At 54.4% G+C, this 24,026-nt stretch carries 21 protein-coding genes; 17 read left to right on the top strand and 4 right to left on the bottom strand.

The window, feature by feature from the left end; genetic code table 11:
* Nucleotides 1-113: 113 nt before the first annotated feature.
* Nucleotides 114-1,355, bottom strand: coding sequence for a L,D-transpeptidase family protein (locus ACZ5BW_RS09835; RefSeq protein ID WP_464539407.1), 1,242 nt, complete (start codon nucleotides 1,353-1,355; stop codon nucleotides 114-116).
* A complete protein-coding gene (locus tag ACZ5BW_RS09830; protein ID WP_464539405.1) occupies nucleotides 1,352-2,536 on the bottom strand; it encodes a L,D-transpeptidase Cds6 family protein in 1,185 nt (394 codons plus the stop codon). The genes ACZ5BW_RS09835 and ACZ5BW_RS09830 overlap by 4 nt, the downstream gene beginning before the upstream one ends.
* A gap of 104 nt (nucleotides 2,537-2,640) precedes the next feature.
* Here ACZ5BW_RS09830 and ACZ5BW_RS09825 point away from each other — a divergent pair, with 104 nt between their 5' ends.
* From ACZ5BW_RS09825 to ACZ5BW_RS09765, 13 genes are all read left to right on the top strand, one after another.
* Nucleotides 2,641-3,774, top strand: a complete 1,134-nt coding sequence (locus tag ACZ5BW_RS09825) for an RNA-guided endonuclease InsQ/TnpB family protein (protein WP_464539403.1) — start codon at nucleotides 2,641-2,643, stop codon at nucleotides 3,772-3,774.
* Nucleotides 3,775-3,933: 159 nt separating this feature from the next.
* On the top strand, nucleotides 3,934-5,331 hold the full coding sequence (gene cysS, locus ACZ5BW_RS09820; RefSeq protein ID WP_464539401.1) for a cysteine--tRNA ligase: 1,398 nt from the start codon (nucleotides 3,934-3,936) through the stop codon (nucleotides 5,329-5,331).
* A 126-nt stretch (nucleotides 5,332-5,457) separates the two neighbouring features.
* Nucleotides 5,458-5,850, top strand: a complete 393-nt coding sequence (locus tag ACZ5BW_RS09815; RefSeq protein WP_464539399.1) for a DUF5675 family protein — start codon at nucleotides 5,458-5,460, stop codon at nucleotides 5,848-5,850.
* On the top strand, nucleotides 5,837-6,451 hold the full coding sequence (locus tag ACZ5BW_RS09810; RefSeq protein ID WP_464539397.1) for a hypothetical protein: 615 nt from the start codon (nucleotides 5,837-5,839) through the stop codon (nucleotides 6,449-6,451). Before ACZ5BW_RS09815 ends, ACZ5BW_RS09810 begins: the two co-directional genes overlap by 14 nt.
* Before the next feature lie 300 nt (nucleotides 6,452-6,751).
* Nucleotides 6,752-7,495 (top strand): EI24 domain-containing protein, encoded by a 744-nt coding sequence (locus ACZ5BW_RS09805; protein ID WP_464539395.1) that lies wholly within the window; start codon nucleotides 6,752-6,754, stop codon nucleotides 7,493-7,495.
* Nucleotides 7,496-7,716: 221 nt separating this feature from the next.
* On the top strand, nucleotides 7,717-9,480 hold the full coding sequence (locus ACZ5BW_RS09800; RefSeq protein ID WP_464539393.1) for a tetratricopeptide repeat protein: 1,764 nt from the start codon (nucleotides 7,717-7,719) through the stop codon (nucleotides 9,478-9,480).
* A 117-nt stretch (nucleotides 9,481-9,597) separates the two neighbouring features.
* On the top strand, nucleotides 9,598-10,173 hold the full coding sequence (locus tag ACZ5BW_RS09795) for a DUF488 domain-containing protein (RefSeq protein WP_464539391.1): 576 nt from the start codon (nucleotides 9,598-9,600) through the stop codon (nucleotides 10,171-10,173).
* 42 nt (nucleotides 10,174-10,215) lie between these two features.
* Nucleotides 10,216-10,674, top strand: a complete 459-nt coding sequence (locus ACZ5BW_RS09790; protein ID WP_464539389.1) for a hypothetical protein — start codon at nucleotides 10,216-10,218, stop codon at nucleotides 10,672-10,674.
* 175 nt (nucleotides 10,675-10,849) lie between these two features.
* Nucleotides 10,850-11,992, top strand: a complete 1,143-nt coding sequence (locus ACZ5BW_RS09785; RefSeq protein WP_464539387.1) for a DNA recombination protein RmuC — start codon at nucleotides 10,850-10,852, stop codon at nucleotides 11,990-11,992.
* 45 nt (nucleotides 11,993-12,037) lie between these two features.
* A complete protein-coding gene (locus ACZ5BW_RS09780; protein WP_464539385.1) occupies nucleotides 12,038-12,823 on the top strand; it encodes a M90 family metallopeptidase in 786 nt (261 codons plus the stop codon).
* On the top strand, nucleotides 12,820-13,824 hold the full coding sequence (locus tag ACZ5BW_RS09775; RefSeq protein ID WP_464539383.1) for a glucokinase: 1,005 nt from the start codon (nucleotides 12,820-12,822) through the stop codon (nucleotides 13,822-13,824). Before ACZ5BW_RS09780 ends, ACZ5BW_RS09775 begins: the two co-directional genes overlap by 4 nt.
* Nucleotides 13,825-13,955: 131 nt before the next feature.
* Complete coding sequence (gene greB, locus ACZ5BW_RS09770) at nucleotides 13,956-14,597, top strand: transcription elongation factor GreB (protein WP_464539381.1); 642 nt, start codon at nucleotides 13,956-13,958, stop codon at nucleotides 14,595-14,597.
* Nucleotides 14,594-15,433 carry a TrmH family RNA methyltransferase gene (locus tag ACZ5BW_RS09765; RefSeq protein ID WP_464539379.1) on the top strand — a complete coding sequence of 280 codons (840 nt, stop codon included), beginning with the start codon at nucleotides 14,594-14,596 and terminating at the stop codon, nucleotides 15,431-15,433. The genes greB and ACZ5BW_RS09765 overlap by 4 nt, the downstream gene beginning before the upstream one ends.
* Before the next feature lie 63 nt (nucleotides 15,434-15,496).
* On the opposite strand, the gene ACZ5BW_RS09760 is transcribed toward ACZ5BW_RS09765, so the two are convergent.
* Nucleotides 15,497-16,489, bottom strand: coding sequence for an MBL fold metallo-hydrolase (locus ACZ5BW_RS09760; protein ID WP_464539377.1), 993 nt, complete (start codon nucleotides 16,487-16,489; stop codon nucleotides 15,497-15,499).
* A 63-nt stretch (nucleotides 16,490-16,552) separates the two neighbouring features.
* Complete coding sequence (acs, locus tag ACZ5BW_RS09755; RefSeq protein WP_464539375.1) at nucleotides 16,553-18,517, bottom strand: acetate--CoA ligase; 1,965 nt, start codon at nucleotides 18,515-18,517, stop codon at nucleotides 16,553-16,555.
* A gap of 313 nt (nucleotides 18,518-18,830) precedes the next feature.
* Between acs and rimP the strand changes: the two genes are divergently transcribed.
* From rimP to rbfA, 4 genes are read left to right on the top strand one after another with little or no spacing between them, the layout of a single operon-like run.
* Complete coding sequence (gene rimP / locus ACZ5BW_RS09750) at nucleotides 18,831-19,259, top strand: ribosome maturation factor RimP (protein WP_464539373.1); 429 nt, start codon at nucleotides 18,831-18,833, stop codon at nucleotides 19,257-19,259.
* A 25-nt stretch (nucleotides 19,260-19,284) separates the two neighbouring features.
* Nucleotides 19,285-20,772 carry a transcription termination factor NusA gene (gene nusA / locus ACZ5BW_RS09745; RefSeq protein WP_464539371.1) on the top strand — a complete coding sequence of 496 codons (1,488 nt, stop codon included), beginning with the start codon at nucleotides 19,285-19,287 and terminating at the stop codon, nucleotides 20,770-20,772.
* 17 nt (nucleotides 20,773-20,789) lie between these two features.
* Entirely contained in the window at nucleotides 20,790-23,450 is a 2,661-nt protein-coding gene (infB, locus tag ACZ5BW_RS09740) for a translation initiation factor IF-2 (RefSeq protein ID WP_464539369.1), read from the top strand.
* 29 nt (nucleotides 23,451-23,479) lie between these two features.
* Nucleotides 23,480-23,860 carry a 30S ribosome-binding factor RbfA gene (gene rbfA, locus ACZ5BW_RS09735; protein WP_464539367.1) on the top strand — a complete coding sequence of 127 codons (381 nt, stop codon included), beginning with the start codon at nucleotides 23,480-23,482 and terminating at the stop codon, nucleotides 23,858-23,860.
* Nucleotides 23,861-24,026: the final 166 nt, after the last annotated feature.

Here is a 24,026-nt window from a genome sequence, read left to right as displayed (position 1 = left end):
ATAAGAGTGGAAGAATTACCCGTTCATGGACCTGTCGATTCCTGCTCGATCTGTCCTCGAGCGGCATGTGGTGAAGAAAGGACAGGCAGCCCACGATTTCCTGAATTTCCTGATTATGCCGCACTTTCGTAAATGATCTTCCAGGAGCCGCTTTTATCTTCTTTCATCCAGTACTGGCGTTTTTTGATTTTATTGGAAAGATCATTGCTGGAATATTCTTCATCAAAGTTGATTACCGCCAGATCGTCCCTTCCGGGATAAAGAAAGATACCCACATTGCTGATGCCGACTTTGGCCGGGTTTTTTTCTGCACCTGCCTGCCGTTTGTCTTGCATCCATTCCGTCAGCTTCTGCTCGCCACTGGAAAAATCGTTTCCATAAATGGCGACGTAATCATCCATATTTCCGCTTTCCCAGCTCCGCCGCCATCTTTCCAGGTGCTGGGCCAGTTTTCTGCGCAACGCGGAGGCATCATGGGGTTTGACCCACTCCATCTGATCGCTGATAATGACGGATGTGATGCCGACCTGAAGTGTTGACGCCAATGCACTCAGGTCATCATTTGCAAGTACTACGCAGCCATCGCTCGCTCGAGGTGGACGGCTGTAGGTATCCGGAGGGGTGCCGTGCAGCCAGATGCCATAACCGCTGCGTCCATGCCTTTTGTCCCATTCGTTCGGGTAGTTGATGGGGAATGCCATGCCTCCATAAAAATCCGAAAGCTTTTGACGCGGCAGGTTGTCAGTGACGAAGTAGACGCCTATGGGTGTTTTTTTATCCCCCTCCTTCAGCTTTTGCGAACCGTTCTTGCCTGTGCTGATGTAGTAATCCGCCAGATAACGCGGGCTTCCATCGACATTCTTATAGAGATATAACCGCGATCTGCCTGTATCGGCAATGATTGCGTATTTCTGCTCAGGCGGCATTTGCAGCAGATACTTGGGCGTCATGTCGAGCGGTATCGGCGCCAGATGGCGTTGAAGTCGCGCTCTTGCCTCCTCGCGTAAATCGTCGATAGGCTGCTGTATTGCCATCCCGGTTTCGCCAATGGTGTGGATGGGGCGGGCGCGCGCCAGCAGCAGGTCACCTTTGATCAGATGAGCAAGCCGGAAATTGGGGTTGGTCTTGAGCAGTTGCTCGATTCCGTTTAATGCGGAATCCATGCGGCTCTCGGAGATTTCCTGGAGACTCTTGACGAGCATCGATTCCGGGCCGGTCGTGGAGGCAGTGGATAGGCCCGAGGCTTCCTCGGCCAGCGCGGCGGTAATCCAGAGCGAAAGCGCTGCCGCGGTTATTCCGGCAAGCGTGGTTATCAGCCGCCGGGTGCATCCGGCAGGCGGGGTTTGCACATTCATCTCCCGGAGCGCTCCTGCCGGATCTGCCACTTCCCATCGGTTTTAACCATTTCAAGTGTTTTGGACGAATCGTTTTTGAATGCGTCGGAGTGATAGATCTGCCTGAAGCTTACCTTCGCGCGTGTTGGATTGATTAAAGTTACCTTGGGGTGAGTGATTTCCACCTGGATGGATTTTGGTTTGATGATGCGGTCACGCCGCGTTCTTTCCCATGTTGTGCGTTTGGCGCCACGAGGAGTTTGAAAGTCACTTGCGTAGAATGCGAAGTATGCCGTCACATTCTTGTCGGACCATGCCTTGGCCCATGCATTGACAGTTTTGATGATATCGTCGGATTCATCCGGAACACCGGATTTCTTTACCGGTGAATGTGTTTCAACCGCCGCTATCTTTCCCGGTGCTGATTTTTCCGCCTTTTCAGTTTTTTTTTCCGATAATTTTTGCGGCGCCTTGCCGGGCGCGGCGTGGACGGAAGCAAGCGGCGTTGCGGGAGCAGTAGACGTGGCAGCAGATGGCGCCGCAGGAGCAACGGATCGGGTGGGAGATGGCGGAGTAGGAGATGGCATTGCGGCGGCAGCGGAGCGGGCTGCGGATGGAGTCGCGGCTGAAGCAGGCGGCGCCGGCGCAGTGGTAGCCGCGGATGCAGTTCTTATCGCGCCAGATTTGCCGATGAATAAATCCTTGATCATCGCAAGCTTGGTCTGCGCTGCCGCGTTGCTCTGGTCCAGTTGCAAGGCCTTGCCGTAAGCCTCGCTGGCCAGTTTTGCATAGATATCGCCCAGGTTCTCGTGCGCAATGGAGTAGCTGGGGTGAGTGCGTATGGCTGCCTCCAGCGCTCCCCTCGCCTTTTCATACAGGCCCTGGCTGGCATAGAGTACCGCCAGGTTATTATACGGCTCGGGCAGATTGGGGTAATCCTCCGACAGTGAAGAAAAGATCTTGATCGCATCAGGAATTTTCTGCTGCTCGGTCAGTATTAACCCCTTGTGAAACCGCATTTGCGGATCCTTGGGCTTGAGGGTGAGGTACGCGTTTGCCTGTTCCAGTGCCTTGTCCAGATTGCCCTGCTGGTAGAGTTTGGCAACCTCGTCGTTTTCATCAGCAAACGCAACCGGACAAGCAGTGAACAGCACGACCAAGGCAATGCGCGCACCCGCCCGGCGAAAATCCAGCGTTTTCATCAAAGTTTCCGTGAGACCCCGGCCTTCAGGCCGGGGAGATAAGGAGGCGATTTTGCAGCTTGCATCCTGCCTCCGTTGATATTCTTAAATGATATATTCTGTAAATGGAAGTCAAGCGTGCATACAAATTCCGCTTTTACCCAACGCCTGAGCAAGAAGAAAATCTTTCCAGGACGTTCGGGTGCGCTCGTTTTGCCTACAACTACATGCTGCGCCAGAGAACTGATGCATGGTTTCAGCGTCAGGAAAGAGTCGGATACGCTGACACTTCCGCGATGCTCACGGCGCTCAAGAAAACACCGGAGCACGTGTGGCTGAATGAGGTTTCCAGCGTTCCGGTTCAGCAATCCCTTCGCCATCTGCAAACGGCTTTCAGCAACTTCCTTGCTCGCCGTGCCAGGTATCCTGCGTTCAAGTGTAAGGACGGCAATCAGTCGGCTGAATACACGACCAGCGCGTTCAAGTGGGACGGAAAGAAGCTTCGCATTGCGAAGATGGATGCCCCACTGAATATCCGCTTTTCGCGCACCATCCCGAAGGCCGCTACCGTGACAACTGTCACGGTCAGCAAGGACACGGCCAACCGCTATTTCGTGTCCATGCTTTGCACGGATCAAGTCACCGCCAGGAACAAAGCAGTCGGAAAGATTGGCATTGACCTGGGCCTGACTCACTTCGCCATCCTCTCGACCGGCGAAAAAGTTGCTTCGCCCAACACATTCCGCAGGAATGAAACCAGACTGGCAAAGCTGCAACGCAGGCTGGCGAAAAAACAGAAAGGCTCCGCAAACCGGCGTAAGGCCAGATTGAAAGTAGCCCGGTTGCACGTCAGGATTACCGATTCGCGCAGGGACTTCCTGCACAAACTTTCGACACGGCTGATAAACGAAAACCAAGTGATCGCCATTGAAAGTCTCGCTGTCAGCAACATGCAGAAGAACCGCTGCCTCTCGAAGTCGATCAGCGATGCAAGCTGGTCTGAATTCGTGCGGCAGCTTGAGTACAAAGCACACTGGTATGGACGTGAGTTGATCGGCATTGACAAATGGTATCCGAGCAGCAAGCGATGCAGTGACTGCGGACATACCGTCAAGGTAATGCCTTTGAAAGTACGCGAATGGACATGCCCGGAATGCGGGACTATCCACGACCGCGACATCAACGCGGCGCGTAACGTTTTGGCCGCCGGACTGGCGGTGTCAGCCCATGGAGAAACTGTAAGTCCTGTCTGCATGTAAATGTGGATAGGCAAGGTTCTGTGAAGTGGGAATCTCCTTCCTTTAGGGAGGGGAGGATGTCAATGTGCTATACTTCTCCGTCCCGTAAGTCCGTAAGTAGTGCCCTCAGCGTCCGCAAGATTCTACCAAGAAGCCTGTTCAATTCAAAATCTCCCCCAGATGCTTAAAATTCATAATTCTCTTACCAGAGAAAAACAGGAGTTTATCCCGCTAACGCCGGGGAAGGTCAAAATATATGTGTGCGGAATGACCGTCTACGATTACTGCCATCTCGGCCATGCACGGGTGATGGTGGTATTCGATATGGTGCAGCGCTGGTTTCGCGCCAACCTTTTTGATGTAACTTATGTACGTAATATTACCGATATTGATGACAAAATTATCAGGCGTGCGCAGGAAAATAACGAATCTATTGAAGCGCTGACCGCGTGTTTTATCCAGGCAATGGAGGAGGATGCCGCAGCACTTGGGGTGGAGCCGCCTTCATGGGAGCCGCGTGCCACTCGCCATGTGGAAGACATGATTGCCATGATCCGGGTTCTGGTTGATAAAAAGCTGGCATACCCTGCCTCCAACGGCGACGTATATTATGCGGTTCACCAGTTTCCCGGTTATGGAAAGCTTTCCGGAAAATCCCTTGATGAGCTGCGGGCAGGCGAGCGGGTAATTGTCGATCCGCATAAAAACGACCCGCTGGATTTCGTGCTGTGGAAAGCGGCAAAGCCCGGCGAACCCCGGTGGGATTCGCCATGGGGGCCGGGGCGGCCGGGCTGGCATATCGAATGCTCGGCCATGGGCGAGCATTATCTGGGGGAACACTTCGACATCCATGGTGGTGGCCAGGACTTACAGTTTCCCCACCACGAAAATGAAATTGCACAAAGCGAGGGGGCGCACGGGCATCCTTTTGTCAACTACTGGATGCATAATGGTTTCGTGCGAGTCAATGACGAGAAGATGTCCAAGTCGCTCGGCAACTTTTTTACCGTACGCGAAATCCTCGCCCACTTTCAGCCGGAGGTGGTACGTTTTTTTATCCTGCGCGCTCATTACCGCAGCCCGCTCAACTATTCGGATACGCAATTGGAAGACGCCGGGCGAGCTCTCGATCGACTGTATACCGCGCTCAAGGGAAGCGGAGCCCACGACGAAATGGAAATAGACTGGGATAACGCATATGCATCGCGTTTCCGGGAAGCGATGAACGATGACTTCAACACGCCGGATGCTCTTGCCGTGCTTTTCGATCTCGCTACCGAAGTCAATAAAACCCGGCTACCCGGGGATATCGCCTTAATGAAAGCCCTGGGGGGGATGCTGGGATTGCTCCAGCAGGATCCCCGGCAATATTTCCAGCAGGCGGGTTCCACGGAAGATTCGGCATTTGCACCTGAAAAGGTGGAGCAGTTGATTCAACAGCGGCTGGTTGCGCGCGCCAACAAGGATTATCGGGAGGCGGATCGCATTCGCAGGGAATTGATGGAGGCTAACATCATTCTGGAAGACGGACCTCATGGCACTACCTGGCGGAGGACAACGAGTCTGTCCACTCTCTGAGTACTCCATGGATTGACGGGATAGTAGTCATGGCTCGCCTGTTTGCCGGGTCAAATTTGCCGACTCAAATATCCTCCACATCGGCTATCCTTTCCAATATAAGTACAAATATGAAGGAGAAGCGAGATGGACCTGCGTGTAAAAAGACTGGAATTTTCCGATGACAGTACGATAGGTGAGCTGTCAGTCGATGGACAGTTCGAGTGCTACACACTGGAAGACAAGGTGAGGCCTGTGAAGATCAAGGGCAAGACCGCGATTCCCGCGGGGCAATACGAGGTTGTCATCAATTTTTCCCAAAGGTTTCAAAAACCCCTTCCGCTTCTCTTGAACGTGCCAAATTTTGAAGGCGTCAGGATACATCCCGGCAATATCCCGGCGAATACAGAAGGGTGCATATTGGTGGGCGAAACCAAAGGTGTCGACTGCATCGGACAAAGCAGGGCTGCATTCGCTCGCCTGTTTGAGAAAATGAAAACCGCAGCCGAGACCCAGAAAATATTCATTGAAATCGAGTAGGGGGAGCAGTGCGGCAGGCGGCAGTAATGCTCCACGCATCAATCCGACGATGTTGAGTCCCTTGAAACGAAGTGTCTTGCGCTTTACCCTCTTCTCCGTTGCGTTGACCGGTCTATCCTTTTTCGTATCCCACACGGTTCTCGCGCAAAAGGAAGCGCTGCCCTTTCAGCACGAAAAAAACCATGCTCTTCCTTCCGGCAAAAAGGTAGGGGTGATTTTCCGTGAGCGCAAGTGTAAAAGCGGTGAGTGCCGTGAAACCGACGGTGGCATGTGGGGAATGGATAGCGGTGTGCCGCGGTTCGTGACTGAAGCTTTTCTTGTTTTCATCGACGGACAGCGGTTCCACATCCCGGAGAAATTCTATAGGGATCTTACCAACACCCGTTCGCTGCATGTCTCTGAGCAGAATGGCCGCGTGGTTATCGAACTGAAGGGGGGCGACGCGGCAGGCGCCTATACGGCACATTTTCGGCTGGGAGGCATGTGCGGATTCGAGCGAAAAATCTGCGGCGAGATATGTAGTGAAATCTGGGAACATAGCACATGGTACAACGCGTTTGCGTATAACTGGGATCCTCGATGTGAGGGCGGAATCGAATAGTTGAGCAGTTAAGCTTTTAATCCCCTTTCATCGCCGCCACTTCTGCCGTGTATTGTTCCGTCTATCATGCTGCGTATCGTCAATCCAGCCATAACTGAATTTTTCAACTATAAATCAGGTAGAGTGAGGGCTCGGCGGGATTGGGGTGGGCGTGCAGTCATTCGTGGCTTACCATGAGTTCGTTGTGATTTTTGAACGGGATTGAAAAGTGCGGCAGAAGACGAGTCACAGTCAATTCGGCAGTTTGCATAATGCCAGCTCTCGTTCATGGCCGAATTCCGGTACTTGGAAGGGGAAAGTGTGGAGCCGATATTTCAGGCGTTATCACGGGCATTTCGTGATTTGTTTCAGTTTCAGGTGCTATGGATCATCGTTTGGCCTATTCTCGCAGCAAGTCTGCTGTGGGTGGTTCTGGGCGTGGCCTTCTGGGGGACTTTCTCCGGCTGGATAGCCGAGGCGCTGACGGCGATCGGTATCCAGACTTGGCTTGAAGGCGTTGAACCGAGGGGGATCGCTTATGGAATCCAGGCGATCGCACATCTGATTCTGTTTGTGCCGCTGGTTTTTGTGACCGCACTCGTGATTACCGCCCTGTTCGCGATGCCTGCCTTGATCGGCCTGGTTGCGCGTCGCGACTATCCGCTACTCAAACGCGAAAAAGGCGGGACGCTCGCCGGCAGTGTGCTCAATGCGCTGATTGCTCTCGCCATTTTCATTGCCATCTGGCTGGTTACCCTCCCATTATGGCTGGTGGGTGCAGGCGTGGTCATCCCGTTTGTTGCTGCCGCCTATCTGAACCAGCGTCTGTTTCGCTACGATGCGCTGGCGGAACATGCCACACAGGAAGAAATGCAAGCTATATTTTCCAGGGACCGGCCTCTGTTGTGGGGGTTGGGGCTGCTCGCGGGTCTGGTGCAATTCGTGCCGATTTTAAACCTGTTCGCCGCTGTGCTGGCAGGGCTGGCCTTCATTCATTTTTGCCTGGCCCGCCTGTCGGAACTGCGCCACGAGTTGTCCGAGTTGCCCCACGAGTTGCCGCTATGAGTCATGTTTCAAATCCGTCATGTCCGCGGAAGATCCGCCCTCCGGCAGCAAAATTTTACGGATGAATATCGTGGATATTCGTTTGTAACGCTTTTTGAGTTGGGGTTATTTGTTTGTTGTCTCGTTATTGCTGCATATCAAAACAAAATACCAAAATACGGTTTCTGAATTTCGATCGGAAGCAGTCGAATCGGTGATAACCGGCTGACAAGGAGAGATCAATGCAAGCCTACGTTCTTCATTTCATTGCCCTGGTAATAATGTCCATGATCGGGACAACCTCCGGTGCTTTTGCCCAGAATGGACAAAGCAGCGAGGTCGGAGGGCCTACTGGAGACCACGCAACTCGTCGTCATCAGGAACAGGAAGGATTGGGTGAGCGAATGGCCGTTGATTACGGGGCTCCCCGACTGCTGAATCTCGGTTCGCATACGTTTCCCGTCAGCACTGGCAACCAATTGGCGCAGCAGTATATGAATCAGGGCCTGAATCTCTCCTATGCTTTCAATCATGCGGAAGCGGGACGTGCATTCAGGGAGGCGGCGCGGCTGGATCCTGCTCTCGCAATGGCTTACTGGGGGCAGGCGCTCGTGCTCGGACCCAATATCAATGCGCCCATGGAGGCAAAAAACGAAGCGTTAGCGCTGGAACTGGTCAGAAGGGCCGCTTCTCTCGGTTCAGGCGCGTCTGACAGGGAGCGCGCGTTGATCGGGGCTCTGGAAAAGCGGTACACCGGCAATCCCGAAAATAGAAAGGCCAACGACAAAGCCTATGCAAATGCTATGCGAGAGGTACATCGGCGTTTTCGCGGTGATCAGGATATCGCGATGCTTTTTGTCGAATCGGTAATGAATACCAGTCCGTGGGGTTACTGGATGCGCGATGACTATCCCCTGGAAGGGACAAGGGAAATCGTCGCAGTTACCGAGAATGTGCTGCAAGGCAATCCCCGGCATCCCGGCGCGACACACATGTATATCCACCTCATGGAACCAACCAACATGCCGGAGCGAGCCGAGCGGGCAGCCGATACGCTGCTTACACTGATGCCCGACGCTGGTCACCTGATACATATGCCGTCGCACATTTACCTGCGCGTGGGCCGCTATGAAGATGCAATAAATGCCAATCAGCGTGCAATCGCGGCCGATGAGAGGTATCTCGTCCGGCAGCATGAGCATGGCTTTTATGCGATGGCCTATTTTCCCCACAATATTCACTTCCTCTGGACTGTTGCGACTGCCGATGGCCAAAGCGAATTGGCGATCGAATCGGCAAGAAAGGTCGCGAGCACCATCGACGACGCGGTTTTGAAAGAAATGCCCATGACCGGAATATTCCGGGTGGTACCTTACTGGGCGCTTACGAGGTTTGGCAAATGGGACGAAATGCTTCAGGAACCGGAGCCTCCCTCAAGCAATGCGTTTCTGAAAGGCGGATGGCACTATGCCCGCGGCCTTGCCTTTGTCGCCAAGCGGCAGTTGCCCCAGGCTGAGCAGGAGCTGGCTGCTTTACGGAGGATCATGAAGGATGACTCGCTCGATGGGAGACTTCTTTCCGTCAACACGGCGCGCTCGGTTTTGAGCATCGGTCCCGCGGTCCTCGCCGGCGAGATTGCCGCTGCGCGCGGACAGTTCGATTCCGCCATTGCGTATCTGGAGCAGGCGGTTCGTCTCGAGGATTCGCTGGCTTACACCGAGCCGCCGGAATGGCAGGCGCCCCCGCGATTGACGCTGGGAGCCCTGTTGCTCGAAGCAGGTCATCCCGCCGAAGCCGAGACAGTATACTGGGAAGACTTGCGGCGCAATCGCAATAATGGATGGGCGCTTTATGGCCTGTTGCAAGCTCTGCGCGCACAGGGCAAAAACGAGCGGGCGGCGCTGGTTGAACAGCGTTTCAATAAGGCGTGGGCACGGGCGGACGTGAAACTCAGCGCCTCCCGCTTCGGGTGTGTTTTTTCACCTATGACAGTGGCGGGGCAATAGCGATAGCAAGCAATATCGGCTGATTCATCACAAAACAGGCCCTAACAAGCCGGATTTAATCCAGATCGTACCTTCCCGGTGTGGGGGTCTACTACAGACTGGATTTTTAGCGCTCCTATGGAAGCCACCGCGAACAGCATGAAAGATTCCTTCGATGCAGAGCCCTTGATATGCACCATCGGACATTCCACCCATCCGCTTGAGGAATTCGTCAATCTGTTGAAAAAAAACGAAGTTACACACCTGCTCGATGTACGAACCGTACCGCGTTCGCGACATAATCCCCAGTTCAACAAGGAAACCCTGCCGGACTCTCTGCGAGCAGTGGGTATCAAGTACACTCATTTACCCGGTCTGGGTGGGCTTCGACATGCGCACAAGGATTCGATCAATGAGGGCTGGCGCAATGCATCCTTCCGTGGCTATGCGGACTATATGCAAACTCAGGAATTTGTGGAAAATGTGAACCGCGTTATCGAGCTCGCTGCGCATGACCGTTGCGCATTGATGTGCGCCGAAGCCGTTCCCTGGCGATGCCATCGTTCATTGATTGCGGACGCGCTTGTCGTCCGTGGCGTGCGGGTGGAAGACATCATCGATAGCCACGGACGAAAACCGCATTCACTGACTCCATGGGCGCAGACGGATGGCCTGAAAATTTTTTATCCTGCGCAACAGGGGCGGCTGATATAAACGATGATTGGATTGTTACCTTTTGAAAGGGGGTAATGGAATATGAACATATGTTTTACCCGATTGATGGTGTTGCTCGGTTTTGCGATGTTGATCGTACAGCCCGCTGCGGCATCTGACGATAATCCGTGGGGAAAGCCAGGGCCTCAGAAAACCCAGACAAAACAGCGCGGGAAGGAAAGCGGCGAGCCAAAGCCCTGGGAAGCGCGTCCGTGGGCCGCCAATCCGTTGGAGACGAAACCCTTGCAGCCGAATCCAAGAGAATCGCGCCCATGGGAAGAGGCTTCAGAGGAGGTTAGACCGAAAGATGCCGCGGGAGAGGAAAGATCTGTGGAGAGCAGGCGTCGGGCGGGCAGGAAGGCGCGGAAGGAGCGGGCCGAGAAAAGCCATGAAAGCAAGCAGCGATTGAGCAGCTACGAGGAGCGCTCCAAGCAGCGCCAGGAGAGATGGCGGAAGCTCCAGATGCAAAGCGAATTGTATCAAGCCGGTCGTGCAAGATAACTTCTGGAGCACTGGAAAATGCAGCATGCTACATACTATGCTCAGTCACCGATTCCGATTTCCAGGTTTCGGTCCGCTGCCTGATGGAATGCCTTTCCAGGGCAACCGATGGTTTTTCTCCTGATCAGTAAAAGCAGGCAGATAAAGACCATTCTCCGGTATACTTCAGAAAATAATGCAAGACTACCTGCTGATCATTACTGCTGCCGCGATTCTGCTTGTCACCATGGCCTACCTGGTGATCAGGCTAGGCATGCTCTCGACCATGGTGCGCGAACTGCTAGGACAGCAGGCAAGGCTGATGGAAGACAAGCATCGCGACATGCTCAAGGATTTGCATGAAGGACTGTCAAACCAGGGCAACCGGCTTTCCGAAGTCCTGGGCAGGAATTCCGATCAACTGCGGGGAACGGTGGAAGCGCGGCTGGACCAGATCAGTGGACGGGTGGCGGAACGTCTCGACGAAGGGTTCAGGAAAACCAACGAGACTTTCACCAGCGTCATGACGCGGCTTGCGACAATCGATGAAGCCCAGAAAAAGATCGACAGCCTGACCACCAATATGGTGAGCCTGCAGGAACTCCTGGGCGACAAACGCTCGCGCGGTGCATTTGGCGAAGTGCAACTGGAGGCGCTGGTTCGCAATATCCTGCCGCCCTCTGCTTACGAAATGCAGCATACGCTTTCCAACGGCGGCCGCGCCGATTGCGTGCTGAAGCTGCCACCTCCAACGGGAATGGTCGCGGTGGATTCAAAATTTCCGCTGGAAAATTTTCATCGCATGTTCGATCGTCATACGGATGAAACGAGCCGTGCCCTGGCCCAGAAGCAGTTCAAGGCAGACGTGAAAAAACATGTGGATGACATTGCCGGCAAATATATCCTGCCACCTGAAACCTGTGACGGGGCGGTGATGTTCGTTCCCGCGGAGGCTGTTTTCGCCGAAATTCATGCCTACCATTCGGACATAGTCGACTACGCCATGCAGAAGCAGGTCTGGATAGTTTCGCCTACCACCCTGATGGCGGTACTGAATACCGCGCGCGCCGTGCTCAAGGATATCGAAACCCGCGAGCAGGTACACATCATCAAGAACGAACTGTCCAGGCTGGGCAAGGATTTTGCACGCTTTGACGAGCGCATGAAAAAACTTGCAGACCATATCCGCCAGGCCAATCAGGACGTGGAAGAGGTGCATGTTTCAAGCCGGAAGATAAGCCAACGTTTTGCCCGCATAGAGGCTGTGGATCTCGAGCCGCCTCAACTGGAAATGGAAACGCCAGTGATGGAACCGACGGACGAGGAAGCTTCCAGATAAATCCCGGCGGGCATCACATGCAGGAGGATACATCCAGAATCCCCCATGCTCTCGAACATCAAAACCTGGTATCGCCGCCGTATCATCGAGAATCAATCCGTCCCCGATGATATCTGGCAGAACGCGATAGCACACCTGCGATTCCTGCGTGCGCTCGATGCGGTTGAGCTCGAGCGCTTACGGGAATGCGTCATACTGTTTCTCCACGTCAAGCAAGTCAGCGGCGCCCACGGGCTGGTGATCACCGACGAAATGCGCGTACTGATCGCTGCACAGGCATGCATTCTGATCCTGAATCTCGATCTCGATTATTACGATGGCTGGGTAGAAATCATCGTTTATCCAGGTGAATTTATTCGCGATTACGAATATGTGGACGAGGACGGCATCGTGCATCATGCAGTGGAGCCTGCCTCCGGCGAATCCTGGCTGGGCGGACCGGTGATTCTCTCCTGGGAAGATACGGCGGCTGCTATGGCAGGAACCGGGATCAGCCAAGGATACAATGTCGTCATACACGAATTCGCCCACAAGCTGGATATGCTGAATGGGGAGGCCAACGGTTTTCCTCCCATACATCCGGACATGAGCCAGCAGGCATGGAGTGAAACGTTCAGTAAAGCTTATATGGATTTTTGCAGGAGTATCGACGAGGGGGAGGTGATGGAAATAGACCCTTATGCGGCCGAGAGTCCGGCAGAATTCTTCGCGGTAATCAGTGAAGCTTTTTTCGAAATGCCTCTCTCTGTCAGAATACATTTCCCGGCAGTATATGAACAGCTCGCGCTGTTTTATCGTCAGAACCCTGCACAGCGATGGAGTGAATCGTGAACGAATATTTCATCAGTGGTGACATTGGCGGAACCAAGACCTTGCTGCAGGCGGCAGAACTGAAAGACGGCAATGTCCGGGTACGCTGTGAACAGCGCTATGAGAGCTCGGCCTATTCGAGTTTTTCGGATATGCTCCGGGACTTTATGAATGAAATCTCCACGCTCGATACCGATGGCAATCCTGTGAGCGCCTGTTTCGCGGTAGCGGGGCCAATTGCCAGGCAGGAAGTGGCTGTCACAAATTTGCCGTGGGTAATGAACTCCGCGGCGCTCTCCTCGGAATTTTCTATTCCCAAGCTCAAACTCATCAATGATTTCGCAGCCGTGGCATCGGGGGTGGGTAGCCTACCGGAAAACGACCTGCTGACACTGCAGGGCGGTCAGTCTTATGCCGAGCGGATGCGAGTCGTGCTGGGTGCGGGTACGGGCATGGGAGTGGCATGGCTCACATGGCAAGATGGACGCTACTCAGCACTGCCCACTGAGGCCGGACATATTGATTTTGCGCCAGCGAATGAGTTGCAGGATCGGTTGTTGCATCATCTGCGAAAACGGTTGGGTCACGTATCGGTCGAGCGGATACTCTCCGGACCGGGACTGACAAATGTTTTTCGTTTTCTGCAGGAAGAATCGGGTGACAGCCGCGAACGGATGCCCCTGCAATTGGATGAAGATGATGCCGCTCGTATATCCGATCTCGCCTTCAACCACAAGCATCCGCTAGCAGTGAAAGCAATGGATTTATTTGTCGAGGTTTACGGGGCATACGCCGGCAATCTGGCCCTGACGGGCCTGTGCCGTGGTGGTGTGTATGTGGCGGGAGGGATTGCGCCAAAAATTATCGACAAATTGAGAGAAGGCGGTTTCATGAAAGCCTTTCGCGACAAGGGACGCTTTTCCGGGCTAATGGAGGAAATTCCGGTACATGTGGTGATGAATCCAAAAGTCGGATTGCTTGGGGCTGCGGAAGAAGCGCGGAGAATGCTGGACGAGGTGTAAAAACATCGCGAAAACAGTTGGGAGTCTGGATTTCTGGTCTGGATCTGGTCAAACAGGTACGGGCATTACGCCTGTCTGTCACAAGACCAGATCCGATTGCTGATCGATTGAATGAGATTGAATGAATAAGCATGAGCAAGGCATTTACCAGGGAAAGCGGGCCTGACGACCTTGACGAAGAAGGCAACGAGGATGCTCTGCCGTCATTACCTTCCGACACAAAAAATTACATCACTCCGGAGGGGCATAAGCGGCTGATGGACGAATTTTTGTGGTTGATGAACAGGGAACGTCCCCAGGTAACCGCAACGGTTTCCTGGGCCGCCGCAAACGGCGACCGTTCGGAGAACGCGGATTATATCTATGGCAAAAAGCGCCTGCGCGAAATCGACCGGCGCATTCGTTTTCTCACCAGACGACTGGATATGGCGGAAATCATCGATCCATCCACGCCCCGGGAAGATGAAACACGGATATTTTTTGGTGCCACCGTTACCTATGCCAATCAGAAAGGCGAGGAGAAAACGGTTTCCATCGTCGGTGTGAATGAGATCGATACCACCAGGGGCTACATAAGCTGGGTTTCGCCGCTGGCGCGTACATTGATCAAAGCGCGCGAAGGGGATGTGGTGACATTACATGCGCCCGGGGGAACGGAAGAACTGGAGATTCTGGAAGTCAGGTACCAGGCCATCCCCATGGAACCGTTCGAGATGGGTTCGGAAACGGGGAGGGCGATGGCGGGCTTCGCCGATAACTCCACTCCTCAATGAAGTTTATTACTTCTCGCGATAATCCCACCTTTAAAGAACTGGTTAAACTGCAGGAATCATCCCGGCAACGGCGAATTGCGGGATTGACACTCCTTGACGGCATTCATCTGGTTGAAGCTTATTTTGCGCTGGGAGAGCCAGAAAAGCTGGTCGTGAGCGAAACCGGGCGTGAAAATCCGGAAATCCGGTTCCTGCTGGAAAAAGTAACAAAAGTGACGCAGGTGACAAAAGGCGGCGGCGCCAACCGGGAAGCGATAGTGATGGTTCTGCCGGACTCGTTATTCCGCGAAGTTTCCACAGTAAAGACTGCAACCGGCCTCATGGCTGTGGTACCGATCCCTTCTCCTGAAGCCATTCCCATGCAAAAGAGAGGGCAGGCAGAAAGCTTCTGGGTATTGCTCGAAGCGATACAGGACCCTGGCAATGTAGGCTCCATACTGCGTTCCGCCGCCGCGGCGGGTGCGAGCGATGTTTATCTTTCCAACGGCTGTGCCGACGCCTGGTCGCCGAAGACGCTTCGTGCCGCCATGGGCGCTCATTTCCTTGTTCGAGTACACGAAGGTGCCAACCTGGCAGAAATTGCGCGGGCGTTCAGAGGCAAGGTGATTGCAAGCATACTGGGTGCGAAAAAAAGTCTTTACCAGATGCGATTGACCGGGCCGGTAGCCTTCTTGTTCGGGAACGAGGGTGCCGGTCTGACGGATGAGCTGCTTGAGGCTGCCCATGAACGGATTACTATCCCCATGCCGGGGGGTGCGGAGTCACTGAATGCCGCGGCTGCGGCAGCGGTTTGTTTTTTTGAGAGGGTGAGGCAGATGGAAGTGGGAAGCGCATAGCCATCCGCTTTTTATTATCCTCTCCTCATGCCGTTAATATAGCAGCTGTCTGAGTGGTGCGGTTCAACCTTTCCCCTCGGAATGATCCAGCCAGTTTTCCAAGCCCTGCGCATTCAGCTCGACGTCCAGGCGCAGCAGGTTACGAATCTCTTCCTCCGGTAATTTACAGCCGTGGGCGACGATCCGGCGCAACAACAGCTCGCCAAGTTCACCTACCAACGCTGCATGCCTGTCAGGCACGTTGCGCAGCTTCCTGGCGATCGACACGTGCGCGTCAATCAGGTCATGCAGTTCCTTCACATGGCGCGGAAGATGCGCGATGCGGCCATAATGCGTGAGAAAGGCGTAAGACGGGTTGTAGCTCATGAGCCGATCCAGTGAGGCATGCGCCGCAACGGGGTCGAACTGCACGGGAGTGGTCGTCGGAAACACGAACTCCATGCCATCGACATCGAATTCCCGATAGGAAAGGCCGAATGTGTCGCCGGTGAAAAAGGAATTGCTTTGCTCGTCGAAGATGCAGTAGTGGTGACGCGCATGTCCCGGCGTATCGAGAAACAGTAGCGGCCTGCCGTTGAAATCCAGCCTGAATTCATCCGGCGCCTCGATGATTCTGCTCGCATCTATCGGACGGATATCCCCGTACATGCGCTTGAATTCCGCTTCGCCGTAGACGGTCATCGCGCTGGCGACAAGACGCGCCGGGTCTACCATATGGCGAGCGCCACGCGGATGCACTACCAGTTTGGCGTTAGGGAGATGGCGCATGAATTCTCCCGCACCTCCCGCATGATCGAGATGGATATGAGTAACAAATATGTATGCCACATCTGCGGGAGCCAGATTCTTTTTCTGCAGCACTTCCAGTACACCGGGAACGGAAGATGAAGTTCCGGTGTCCACCAGCGCAGCTTTGCCGTTTTCCACAATCAGGTGAATTGCAGCCAGCCCGGGGCGCAAATAATCGGCATCAATGGCGCTGATGCCATTTTCATAATCAGTGAGGCCGGGAAGATGGGAAATGTGCGGAGGCAAAATAGAGGGCGATGAAGTCATTCCAGGCTCGGCGTCCGAAGATCGCGCGCCATCATGCAACTGGCCGAGACGCAGATTCCCCAACTACGCTACCACCTGTTTCAATTGTTCAAGTATCGCCGGGTTTTCCAGAGTGGATACATCCTGGGTTATTTCCTCATCCCTTGCGAGCGTACGCAGCAACCGGCGCATGATTTTGCCGGATCTGGTTTTCGGCAGGTTATCCCCAAACCGGATTTCATCAGGCCTGGCGATGGGACCGATCTCCTGCGATACCCAATTGCGCAACTCCTGGACAATGCGATGAGCGTCCTCCGCCTTCGGACGCGCACCTTTCAATACCACAAAAGCCACGATAGCCTCGGTTTTGATTTCGTCCGGCTTGCCTACCACCGCGGCTTCAGCAACCAGGGGACTCGCTACCAGTGCCGATTCGATTTCCATTGTCCCTAAACGGTGACCGGAAACAGTCAGCACATCGTCGATGCGCCCCATGATCCAGAAATAGCCGTCTGCATCGCAGTGAGCTGAATCTCCCGCGAGATAGTATTTACCGCCAAGCTCTTCCGGAAAATAAGTATTTCTGAAGCGTTCCGGGTCACCCCACAACGTGCGGGCCAGGGAAGGAAACGGGCGCTTGATCACGAGAAAACCACCTTTGCCGACCGGTACATCATGCCCCGCTTCATCCACGATACCGGCCTTGATACCGGGAAGCGGCAAAGTGCAGGAACCGGGTTTGAGCGTTACTGCTCCAGGTGTGGGGGCGATCATGTGAGCGCCTGTTTCGGTTTGCCACCAGGTATCCACCAACGGACAGCGGGATTGGCCAACGGTCGTGTAATACCACATCCAGGCTTCCGGGTTGATCGGTTCGCCCACTGAACCGAGCAGGCGCAACGAGGAAAGATCATATTGTTTCGGCAGATCAGGCCCGAGTTTTATAAGCGAGCGGATGGCAGTGGGTGCTGTATAAAACGTGGTCACCTTATGATCCTGGATCATTTTCCAGAAGCGGCCCGCATCAGGATAAGTAGGAACGCCTTCGAATATGATCTGGGTCGCGCCAACGGCGAGCGGACCGTAAGTCACATAGGTGTGTCCCGTGACCCAGCCTACGTCGGCTGTGCACCAGAAGATATCGGAGGGTTTGTAGTCGAAAATCCATTGCATGCTCGTGATGGCGCCCAGCAGAAAGCCCGCGGAAGAGTGTTGCACGCCTTTTGGTTTGCCGGTGGAACCGGAGGTGTAGAGCGTAAATAGGGGATGCTCGGCGTTCACCCATTCGGGCTCGCAGGTCTCGCTCTGATCCCGGATGAGATCATGCCACCAGATGTCGCGATTGGCGTGCAGCTGCAGGTCACCACTGCCCCGCTGGTAGACTACGACGGATTTCACCGAATCCGACCCACCTCTGCCAAGCGCATCTTCGACAACGGCTTTCAGATGGTTGATCTTGCCGCCGCGCCATTGCTCGTCCGCAGTAATCACGGCTACCGCACCTGTGTCAATAATCCGTTCATGCAGGCTTTTGGCGGAGAAGCCGCCGAACACGACTGAATGTGTCGCACCTATGCGCGCGCAGGCTTGCATTGCCACTACCGCTTCAATACTCATCGGCATATAGATAACGACGCGATCACCTTTCCTGATATTCAGTGACTTGAGACCATTTGCAAACTGGCATACGCGGCGGTAGAGATCCTGGTAGGTGCAGGGCGTAACGGCGCCATCATCCGCCTCGAAAATAAGTGCAACCTTGTCCGGCTGGGTGGCCTGGTGGCGATCGAGACAATTGTATGAAACATTCAGTTCTCCGTCATCGAACCAGGTGAGGAACGGATGATTGGTTTCATCCAGCACGCGGGTAAATGGTTTGTGCCAGGAAATGTGCTCCCGCGCCAGTCTGGCCCAGAACGCTGTCTCGTCCTTTTCAGCCTCTGCGCAAAGGGCATCATATTCTTTCCCGGATATATTCGCCTGTTCCACGAACGAAGCGGAGGGTGTAAAGGTTCGTGTTTCATTGAGGATGGATTGAATCGTCGCCACAGCTACCTCCCTGAATATTTTTGTTTCTGTTTCGGCTGTTAAATTGTATCATTCGGCGCTTTTCGTAATAAGTTTTTTCATACCGATCCGCCCTTTATGCATGCCGATGGCAAATCCGCGTATTGCGCTCCGCCCTTGCAGGCTTGCCGTTTTTTTTCTATAACATGTTGGCAGAAAAAACTTTTTGACAGATTTTTTGTCAGTTGATCATGAAAGCGGAACTCAGTTCCTATTTCCCCGATCATAAATGTTTGTTAAAATAGAACAATAACGATGGGCTTCTTTCAGCCCATTTTTTGTTTGTATCAGCACTATGGATCTGTACGAATTGCTCGAACCGACCCTTGCAGGACTGGGTTATGAACTGGTTGACCTGGAGCGGTCGCCAGGGGGAAAGCTGTTGCGGGTATTCATCGACAAGCCCGATGGTGTGAACGTGGATGACTGCGTGACTGTCAGCAATCATCTGAGCCGGCTTCTCGCCGTCGAGAACGTGGATTATGACAGGCTGGAAGTATCCTCGCCGGGCCTCGACCGGCCTCTGAAAAAGACAGCGGATTTTATCCGCTTTGCGGGAGAGTCCGTTAAACTCAGGCTGCGGGTGGCGTTACAGGGGCAAAGAAATTTTGTCGGCATTTTGCGCGAAGTGAAGGACGGGATTTTAAAACTGGAAGTAGATGGAAAAATGCTGGATCTTGAACTCAATAACCTTGAGAAGGTTCGCCTCGTTCCGAAACTGTAATTATGAGTAACTGGCTGGAGATAACATGAGCCGCGAGGTTTTGCTATTGGTGGATGCACTGGCGCGCGAAAAGAATGTCGAGAAGAACATTGTTTTTGCGGCACTTGAACTTGCATTGGCGTCCGCCACGAAAAAGCGTTTTAACGAGGACGCTGACGTGCGCGTATCGATCGACCACCAGACAGGAGACTATCAATCCTTGCGCCGTTGGCAGGTGGTGGCAGACGATGCGGTGGAGGACCCCGCCCGTCAGATATCGCTGAGCGGGGCATTGCAGCAAGATCCTGAAATCAAGCTTGACGAATATATCGAAGAGATCCTGGAACCGGTGGAATTCGGCCGCATCGGCGCCCAGGCGGCAAAACAGGTGATATTCCAGAAAATCCGTGATGCCGAACGCGAGCAGATCCTGAACGATTTTCTCGAGCGCAAGGAATATATGGTTACGGGGACCATCAAGCGCATGGAACGCGGAAACGCGATTATCGAATCCGGCAGGGTGGAAGCCATATTGCCGCGTGATCAGATGATCCCCAAGGAAAATCTGCGTGTCGGGGATAGAGTGCGCGCTTACTTGCACAGGATCGACCGTACCACGAGAGGTCCGCAGTTAATCCTGTCAAGAATCGTGCCGGAATTTCTGATAAAGCTGTTTGAGCTGGAAGTGCCTGAGATCGAGGAGGGCTTGCTGGAGATCAAGGTGGCAGCGCGTGATCCTGGTTCGCGTGCGAAGATCGCAGTGAAGTCGAATGATCAGCGGGTGGACCCGATCGGCACCTGCGTAGGAATGCGAGGTTCCAGAGTCCAGGCGGTGACCGGCGAACTGGCGGGTGAGAGGGTAGACATCATCCTCTGGTCGGATGACCCCGCCACATTCGTAATCAATGCACTGGCTCCTGCCGAGATCAGCAGCATTCTGGTGGATGAAGAGAAACACAGCATGGACATTGTCGTGGACGAAGGCAACCTTGCCCAGGCGATCGGACGTGGGGGTCAGAATGTCCGGCTGGCTTCGGAATTGACGGGCTGGGAGCTCAACATCATGACGATGGAAGAGTCGCAGGCAAAAAATGAAGAGGAATTCTCGGTTTTGCGCCAGCTCTTCATGGAAAAACTGGATGTGGATGAGGAAGTGGCGGACATTCTGGCGCAGGAAGGTTTTACTACCCTGGAAGAAGTGGCCTACGTGCCGCTCAGCGAAATGCTGGAGATCGAGGCATTTGACGAACAGACCGTCAACGAGCTTCGCAATCGGGCTCGCAACGCGTTGTTGACCGAGGCCATCGTGAGCGAGGAAAAAGTGGAGCACATTGCGGAAGACCTGCTCGCGCTGGAAGGCATGGACAGCCAGACCGCGCGTGAACTTGCGGCTAAAGGAGTAAGCACCCAGGAAGACCTGGCCGACCTGGCCGTGGATGATCTGGTGGAAATGGTCGAGATGGATACTGAACGGGCCAGGCAGTTGATCATGGCGGCACGTGCCCCGTGGTTTGCCCAGGCCGATAGAGCATAGCCGACTGAAGGTAATTAATGTCTCAAATGAATGTAGAGCAATTTGCGAGTGAACTTGGCGTGCTTCCCACCGTGCTGCTGGAGCAGTTGCAGGCCGCCGGTGTGCGCAAGCACATGACCGAGGATAGCCTGACGGAGAAGGACAAAACGCAGCTTCTCGAGTATCTGCGCAAGATTCATGGCGCCAAGGAGGAGAAGGGCAAGATTTCCCTGCCGCGTAGACAGACTTCGGAAATCAAGAAGGCAGATAGCACCGGTAAGCCACGCAGCATCCAGGTGGAAGTGCGCAAGAAGCGCGTATTTGTAAAAGGCGATTTGACAGCCGAACGGAAAACGGCTGAAACCGCTGCACCTTCCGCACCTTCCGCACCTTCCGCTCCTTCTGTGCCTCCGGTGCGAACCCCTGTCATCGATGCGGCGCAGCAGGCATTGCGGCAGGAGGAGGCAAGGCGGCAGGCTGAATTGATTGCGCGCCAGGCTGCCGAGTTGCGGGAAAAAAGGCTGCGTGAAAGGCCTCCGGTTGTGGAGATCAAAGAGTCCGAAGAACCTGCAACGCCCCCGGCGACGGTTGCTGCTCCTGTAGGCGGGCCCGAGGCGGCGCCGGTTGCGACTGAAACTCCTTCGACAGCCCCGGCAGCCCCGGCGGCAACGGTGGCGCCTGGGGAAGCGGAAGCAGCTGCGTCGCAGCCCGCCTCTACCGAAGGTACCTTGCATAAGCCGGTAGTGAAGCCGGAAGAGAAGGCGGATAAGAAAAAGAAACCCGCAAAGCAGGTTGTCTGGAAGGAAGAGAAGGTCGAGAAGCGTGGTCTCAAGACCAGGGGCGATCTGACCGGAGCAAAAGGCGGTTGGCGCGCGCGCAAGGATAAACATGGCAGAACTTCCGAGGAGTCCGCTCTTCATGCTTTTTCAGCGCCGACCGAGCCGGTGGTCCATGAGGTGCTGGTACCCGAAACCATTTCCGTCGGGGCGCTCGCGCAGAAAATGTCCATCAAGGCGGCCGAGGTCATCAAGGCTCTGATGAAAATGGGCAACATGGTGACCATCAACCAGATGCTGGATCAGGAAACTGCCATGATCGTGGTGGAGGAGCTGGGTCACGTCGCCAAATATGCCGCGATCGATAGTCCTGAAGCCTTCCTGGCTGATACCGAGATCGCGCCTTCCGAATTGAAAATGGAGGCACGTGCACCGGTCGTTACGGTAATGGGCCATGTGGACCATGGCAAGACTTCGCTTCTGGATTACATTCGCCGCACACGAGTGGCAAGCGGCGAAGCAGGTGGCATCACCCAGCATATCGGGGCCTATCACGTCGAGACTGAAAGGGGCATGGTTACGTTCCTGGATACACCGGGGCATGAGGCGTTTACGGCCATGCGTGCGCGGGGAGCCAAGGTTACCGATCTGGTCATACTGGTTGTGGCGGCGGATGACGGAGTAATGCCGCAGACGGCTGAAGCAATACATCATGCCAAGGCGGGGAAGGTGCCGATCGTAGTGGCAATGACGAAAATCGACAAACCGGAAGCCAATCCCGAGCGGATTCGTCAGGAACTCGTGACACAGGAAGTGGTGCCGGAAGATTGGGGCGGTGAAACCATGTTTGTCGAAGTTTCGGCGAAGACCGGTCAAGGCATCGATGATCTGCTGGAAAGCGTACTGCTCCAGGCTGAAGTTCTGGAACTCAAGGCGCCGAAGGATGCGCCGGCAAAGGGAATCGTGATCGAATCACGGCTGGATAAAGGGCGCGGTCCGGTCGCAACCATGCTTGTTCAATCCGGTACCTTGAAGCGCGGGGATGTATTGCTGGCGGGCGCGGCTTATGGCCGGGTGCGGGCCATGCTGGATGAGAACGGCAAACAGGTGGAGCAGGCAGGACCTTCCATTCCGGTTGAAATCCAGGGTTTATCGGAGGTTCCCGTAGCCGGAGAATCGGTGGTGGCTCTGACGGATGAGCGCAAGGCGCGTGAAATTGCCCTCTTCCGCCAAGGCAAGTTCCGCGATGTAAAGCTTGCAAAGCAGCAGGCAGCCAAACTGGAGAACGTGTTCGAGCAGAGGGGAGAAGTAAAAATCCTTTCACTTATTATCAAGGCCGACGTACAAGGTTCTTACGAGGCCCTGGCGCACGCGCTGCAGCAACTTTCCACTGACGAGGTGAAGGTCAACATCATTCATAGCGGGGTGGGCGCGATTACAGAATCGGACATCAATCTCGCATTGGCTTCCAAAGCAGTTGTCATTGGCTTCAACAGCCGTGCGGATGCGGTCGCGCGCAAGCTCATCAACTCTGCCGGAGTGGATGTGCGCTATTACAGCATCATTTACGAAGCTGTGGATGAGATCAAGGCTGCACTTTCCGGCATGATGGCGCCTGAGCGCAAGGAGAATATCACCGGGTTGCTGGAGATTCGCGAAGTATTCCGCATTTCCAAAGTGGGCGCTGTGGCGGGTTGCTTTGTGCAGGAGGGGCTTGTCAGGCGTGGTTCGCTCGTGAGAGTGATACGCAATGGACAGGTGATCCATACCGGAGAACTGGATTCGTTGAAGCGCTTCAAGGATGATGTGAAAGAGGTGAGGGCAGGTTTCGAGTGCGGCCTGTCACTCAAGAACTTTAACGACATCCAGGTGGGCGACCAGTTGGAAGCCTACGAAATCCAGGTAATCGCGCGGACTCTGTAAGCGGGGCGAAAGCTCCGCATTGAAGTTTTATGCCCAAAGATTATTCCCGCACGTTGCGGATTGCCGATCAGATTCAGCGTGAGTTGGCCGATCTGATACGCAATGAACTCAAGGACCCGCGCATAGGCATGATTACCTTGACCGGTGTCGAGGTGAGTCAGGATTATGCCCACGCGAAAGTTTTCTATACCACGCTGCATAGTGAAAGCGACAACTTTCTCGTCCAGAACGGGCTGGAAAATGCCGCGGGCTTTTTGCGCGGCCAATTGCTGCATCGGTTGAAGCTACGTGTCATACCGCAACTGCATTTCATTTATGATGAATCCATCGAACGTGGAGTCCGCCTGTCGCAACTGATAGATGAAGCCGTGGCTTCCGACCGTTCTGAAAAAGAAGCTGACAACACCTGAATTGTTTATCACGCTTATATCCGGTCGAATTCATGCAGCTACTCCCGCAAGCTGCATGACCGGAGCGGGATATCACCGGACCCATCATGATCGATGGCAGTTCCCAGCGCTATCTGCAAATCCCGCTCTACCTTCGATAGTAACTGCCGGGATTCAGATTAGCTCC

Source organism: Nitrosospira sp. TNL300 (assembly GCF_055385915.1).
Note: the sequence above shows the minus strand (reverse complement) of the source record. Positions and strands in the feature narration are given on the sequence as shown.

What these genes read in the sequence shown, in the direction of transcription:
- ACZ5BW_RS09835 (WP_464539407.1), bottom strand. Translation starts at nt 1,355, where the DNA reads ATGAATGTGCAAACCCCGCCTGCCGGATGCACCCGGCGGCTGATAACC.
- ACZ5BW_RS09830 (WP_464539405.1), bottom strand. Translation starts at nt 2,536, where the DNA reads ATGAAAACGCTGGATTTTCGCCGGGCGGGTGCGCGCATTGCCTTGGTC.
- ACZ5BW_RS09825 (WP_464539403.1), top strand. Translation starts at nt 2,641, where the DNA reads ATGGAAGTCAAGCGTGCATACAAATTCCGCTTTTACCCAACGCCTGAG.
- cysS (WP_464539401.1), top strand. Translation starts at nt 3,934, where the DNA reads ATGCTTAAAATTCATAATTCTCTTACCAGAGAAAAACAGGAGTTTATC.
- ACZ5BW_RS09815 (WP_464539399.1), top strand. Translation starts at nt 5,458, where the DNA reads ATGGACCTGCGTGTAAAAAGACTGGAATTTTCCGATGACAGTACGATA.
- ACZ5BW_RS09800 (WP_464539393.1), top strand. Translation starts at nt 7,717, where the DNA reads ATGCAAGCCTACGTTCTTCATTTCATTGCCCTGGTAATAATGTCCATG.
- ACZ5BW_RS09795 (WP_464539391.1), top strand. Translation starts at nt 9,598, where the DNA reads ATGGAAGCCACCGCGAACAGCATGAAAGATTCCTTCGATGCAGAGCCC.
- ACZ5BW_RS09790 (WP_464539389.1), top strand. Translation starts at nt 10,216, where the DNA reads ATGAACATATGTTTTACCCGATTGATGGTGTTGCTCGGTTTTGCGATG.
- ACZ5BW_RS09785 (WP_464539387.1), top strand. Translation starts at nt 10,850, where the DNA reads ATGCAAGACTACCTGCTGATCATTACTGCTGCCGCGATTCTGCTTGTC.
- ACZ5BW_RS09780 (WP_464539385.1), top strand. Translation starts at nt 12,038, where the DNA reads ATGCTCTCGAACATCAAAACCTGGTATCGCCGCCGTATCATCGAGAAT.
- greB (WP_464539381.1), top strand. Translation starts at nt 13,956, where the DNA reads ATGAGCAAGGCATTTACCAGGGAAAGCGGGCCTGACGACCTTGACGAA.
- ACZ5BW_RS09765 (WP_464539379.1), top strand. Translation starts at nt 14,594, where the DNA reads ATGAAGTTTATTACTTCTCGCGATAATCCCACCTTTAAAGAACTGGTT.
- ACZ5BW_RS09760 (WP_464539377.1), bottom strand. Translation starts at nt 16,489, where the DNA reads ATGACTTCATCGCCCTCTATTTTGCCTCCGCACATTTCCCATCTTCCC.
- rimP (WP_464539373.1), top strand. Translation starts at nt 18,831, where the DNA reads ATGGATCTGTACGAATTGCTCGAACCGACCCTTGCAGGACTGGGTTAT.
- nusA (WP_464539371.1), top strand. Translation starts at nt 19,285, where the DNA reads ATGAGCCGCGAGGTTTTGCTATTGGTGGATGCACTGGCGCGCGAAAAG.
- infB (WP_464539369.1), top strand. Translation starts at nt 20,790, where the DNA reads ATGTCTCAAATGAATGTAGAGCAATTTGCGAGTGAACTTGGCGTGCTT.
- rbfA (WP_464539367.1), top strand. Translation starts at nt 23,480, where the DNA reads ATGCCCAAAGATTATTCCCGCACGTTGCGGATTGCCGATCAGATTCAG.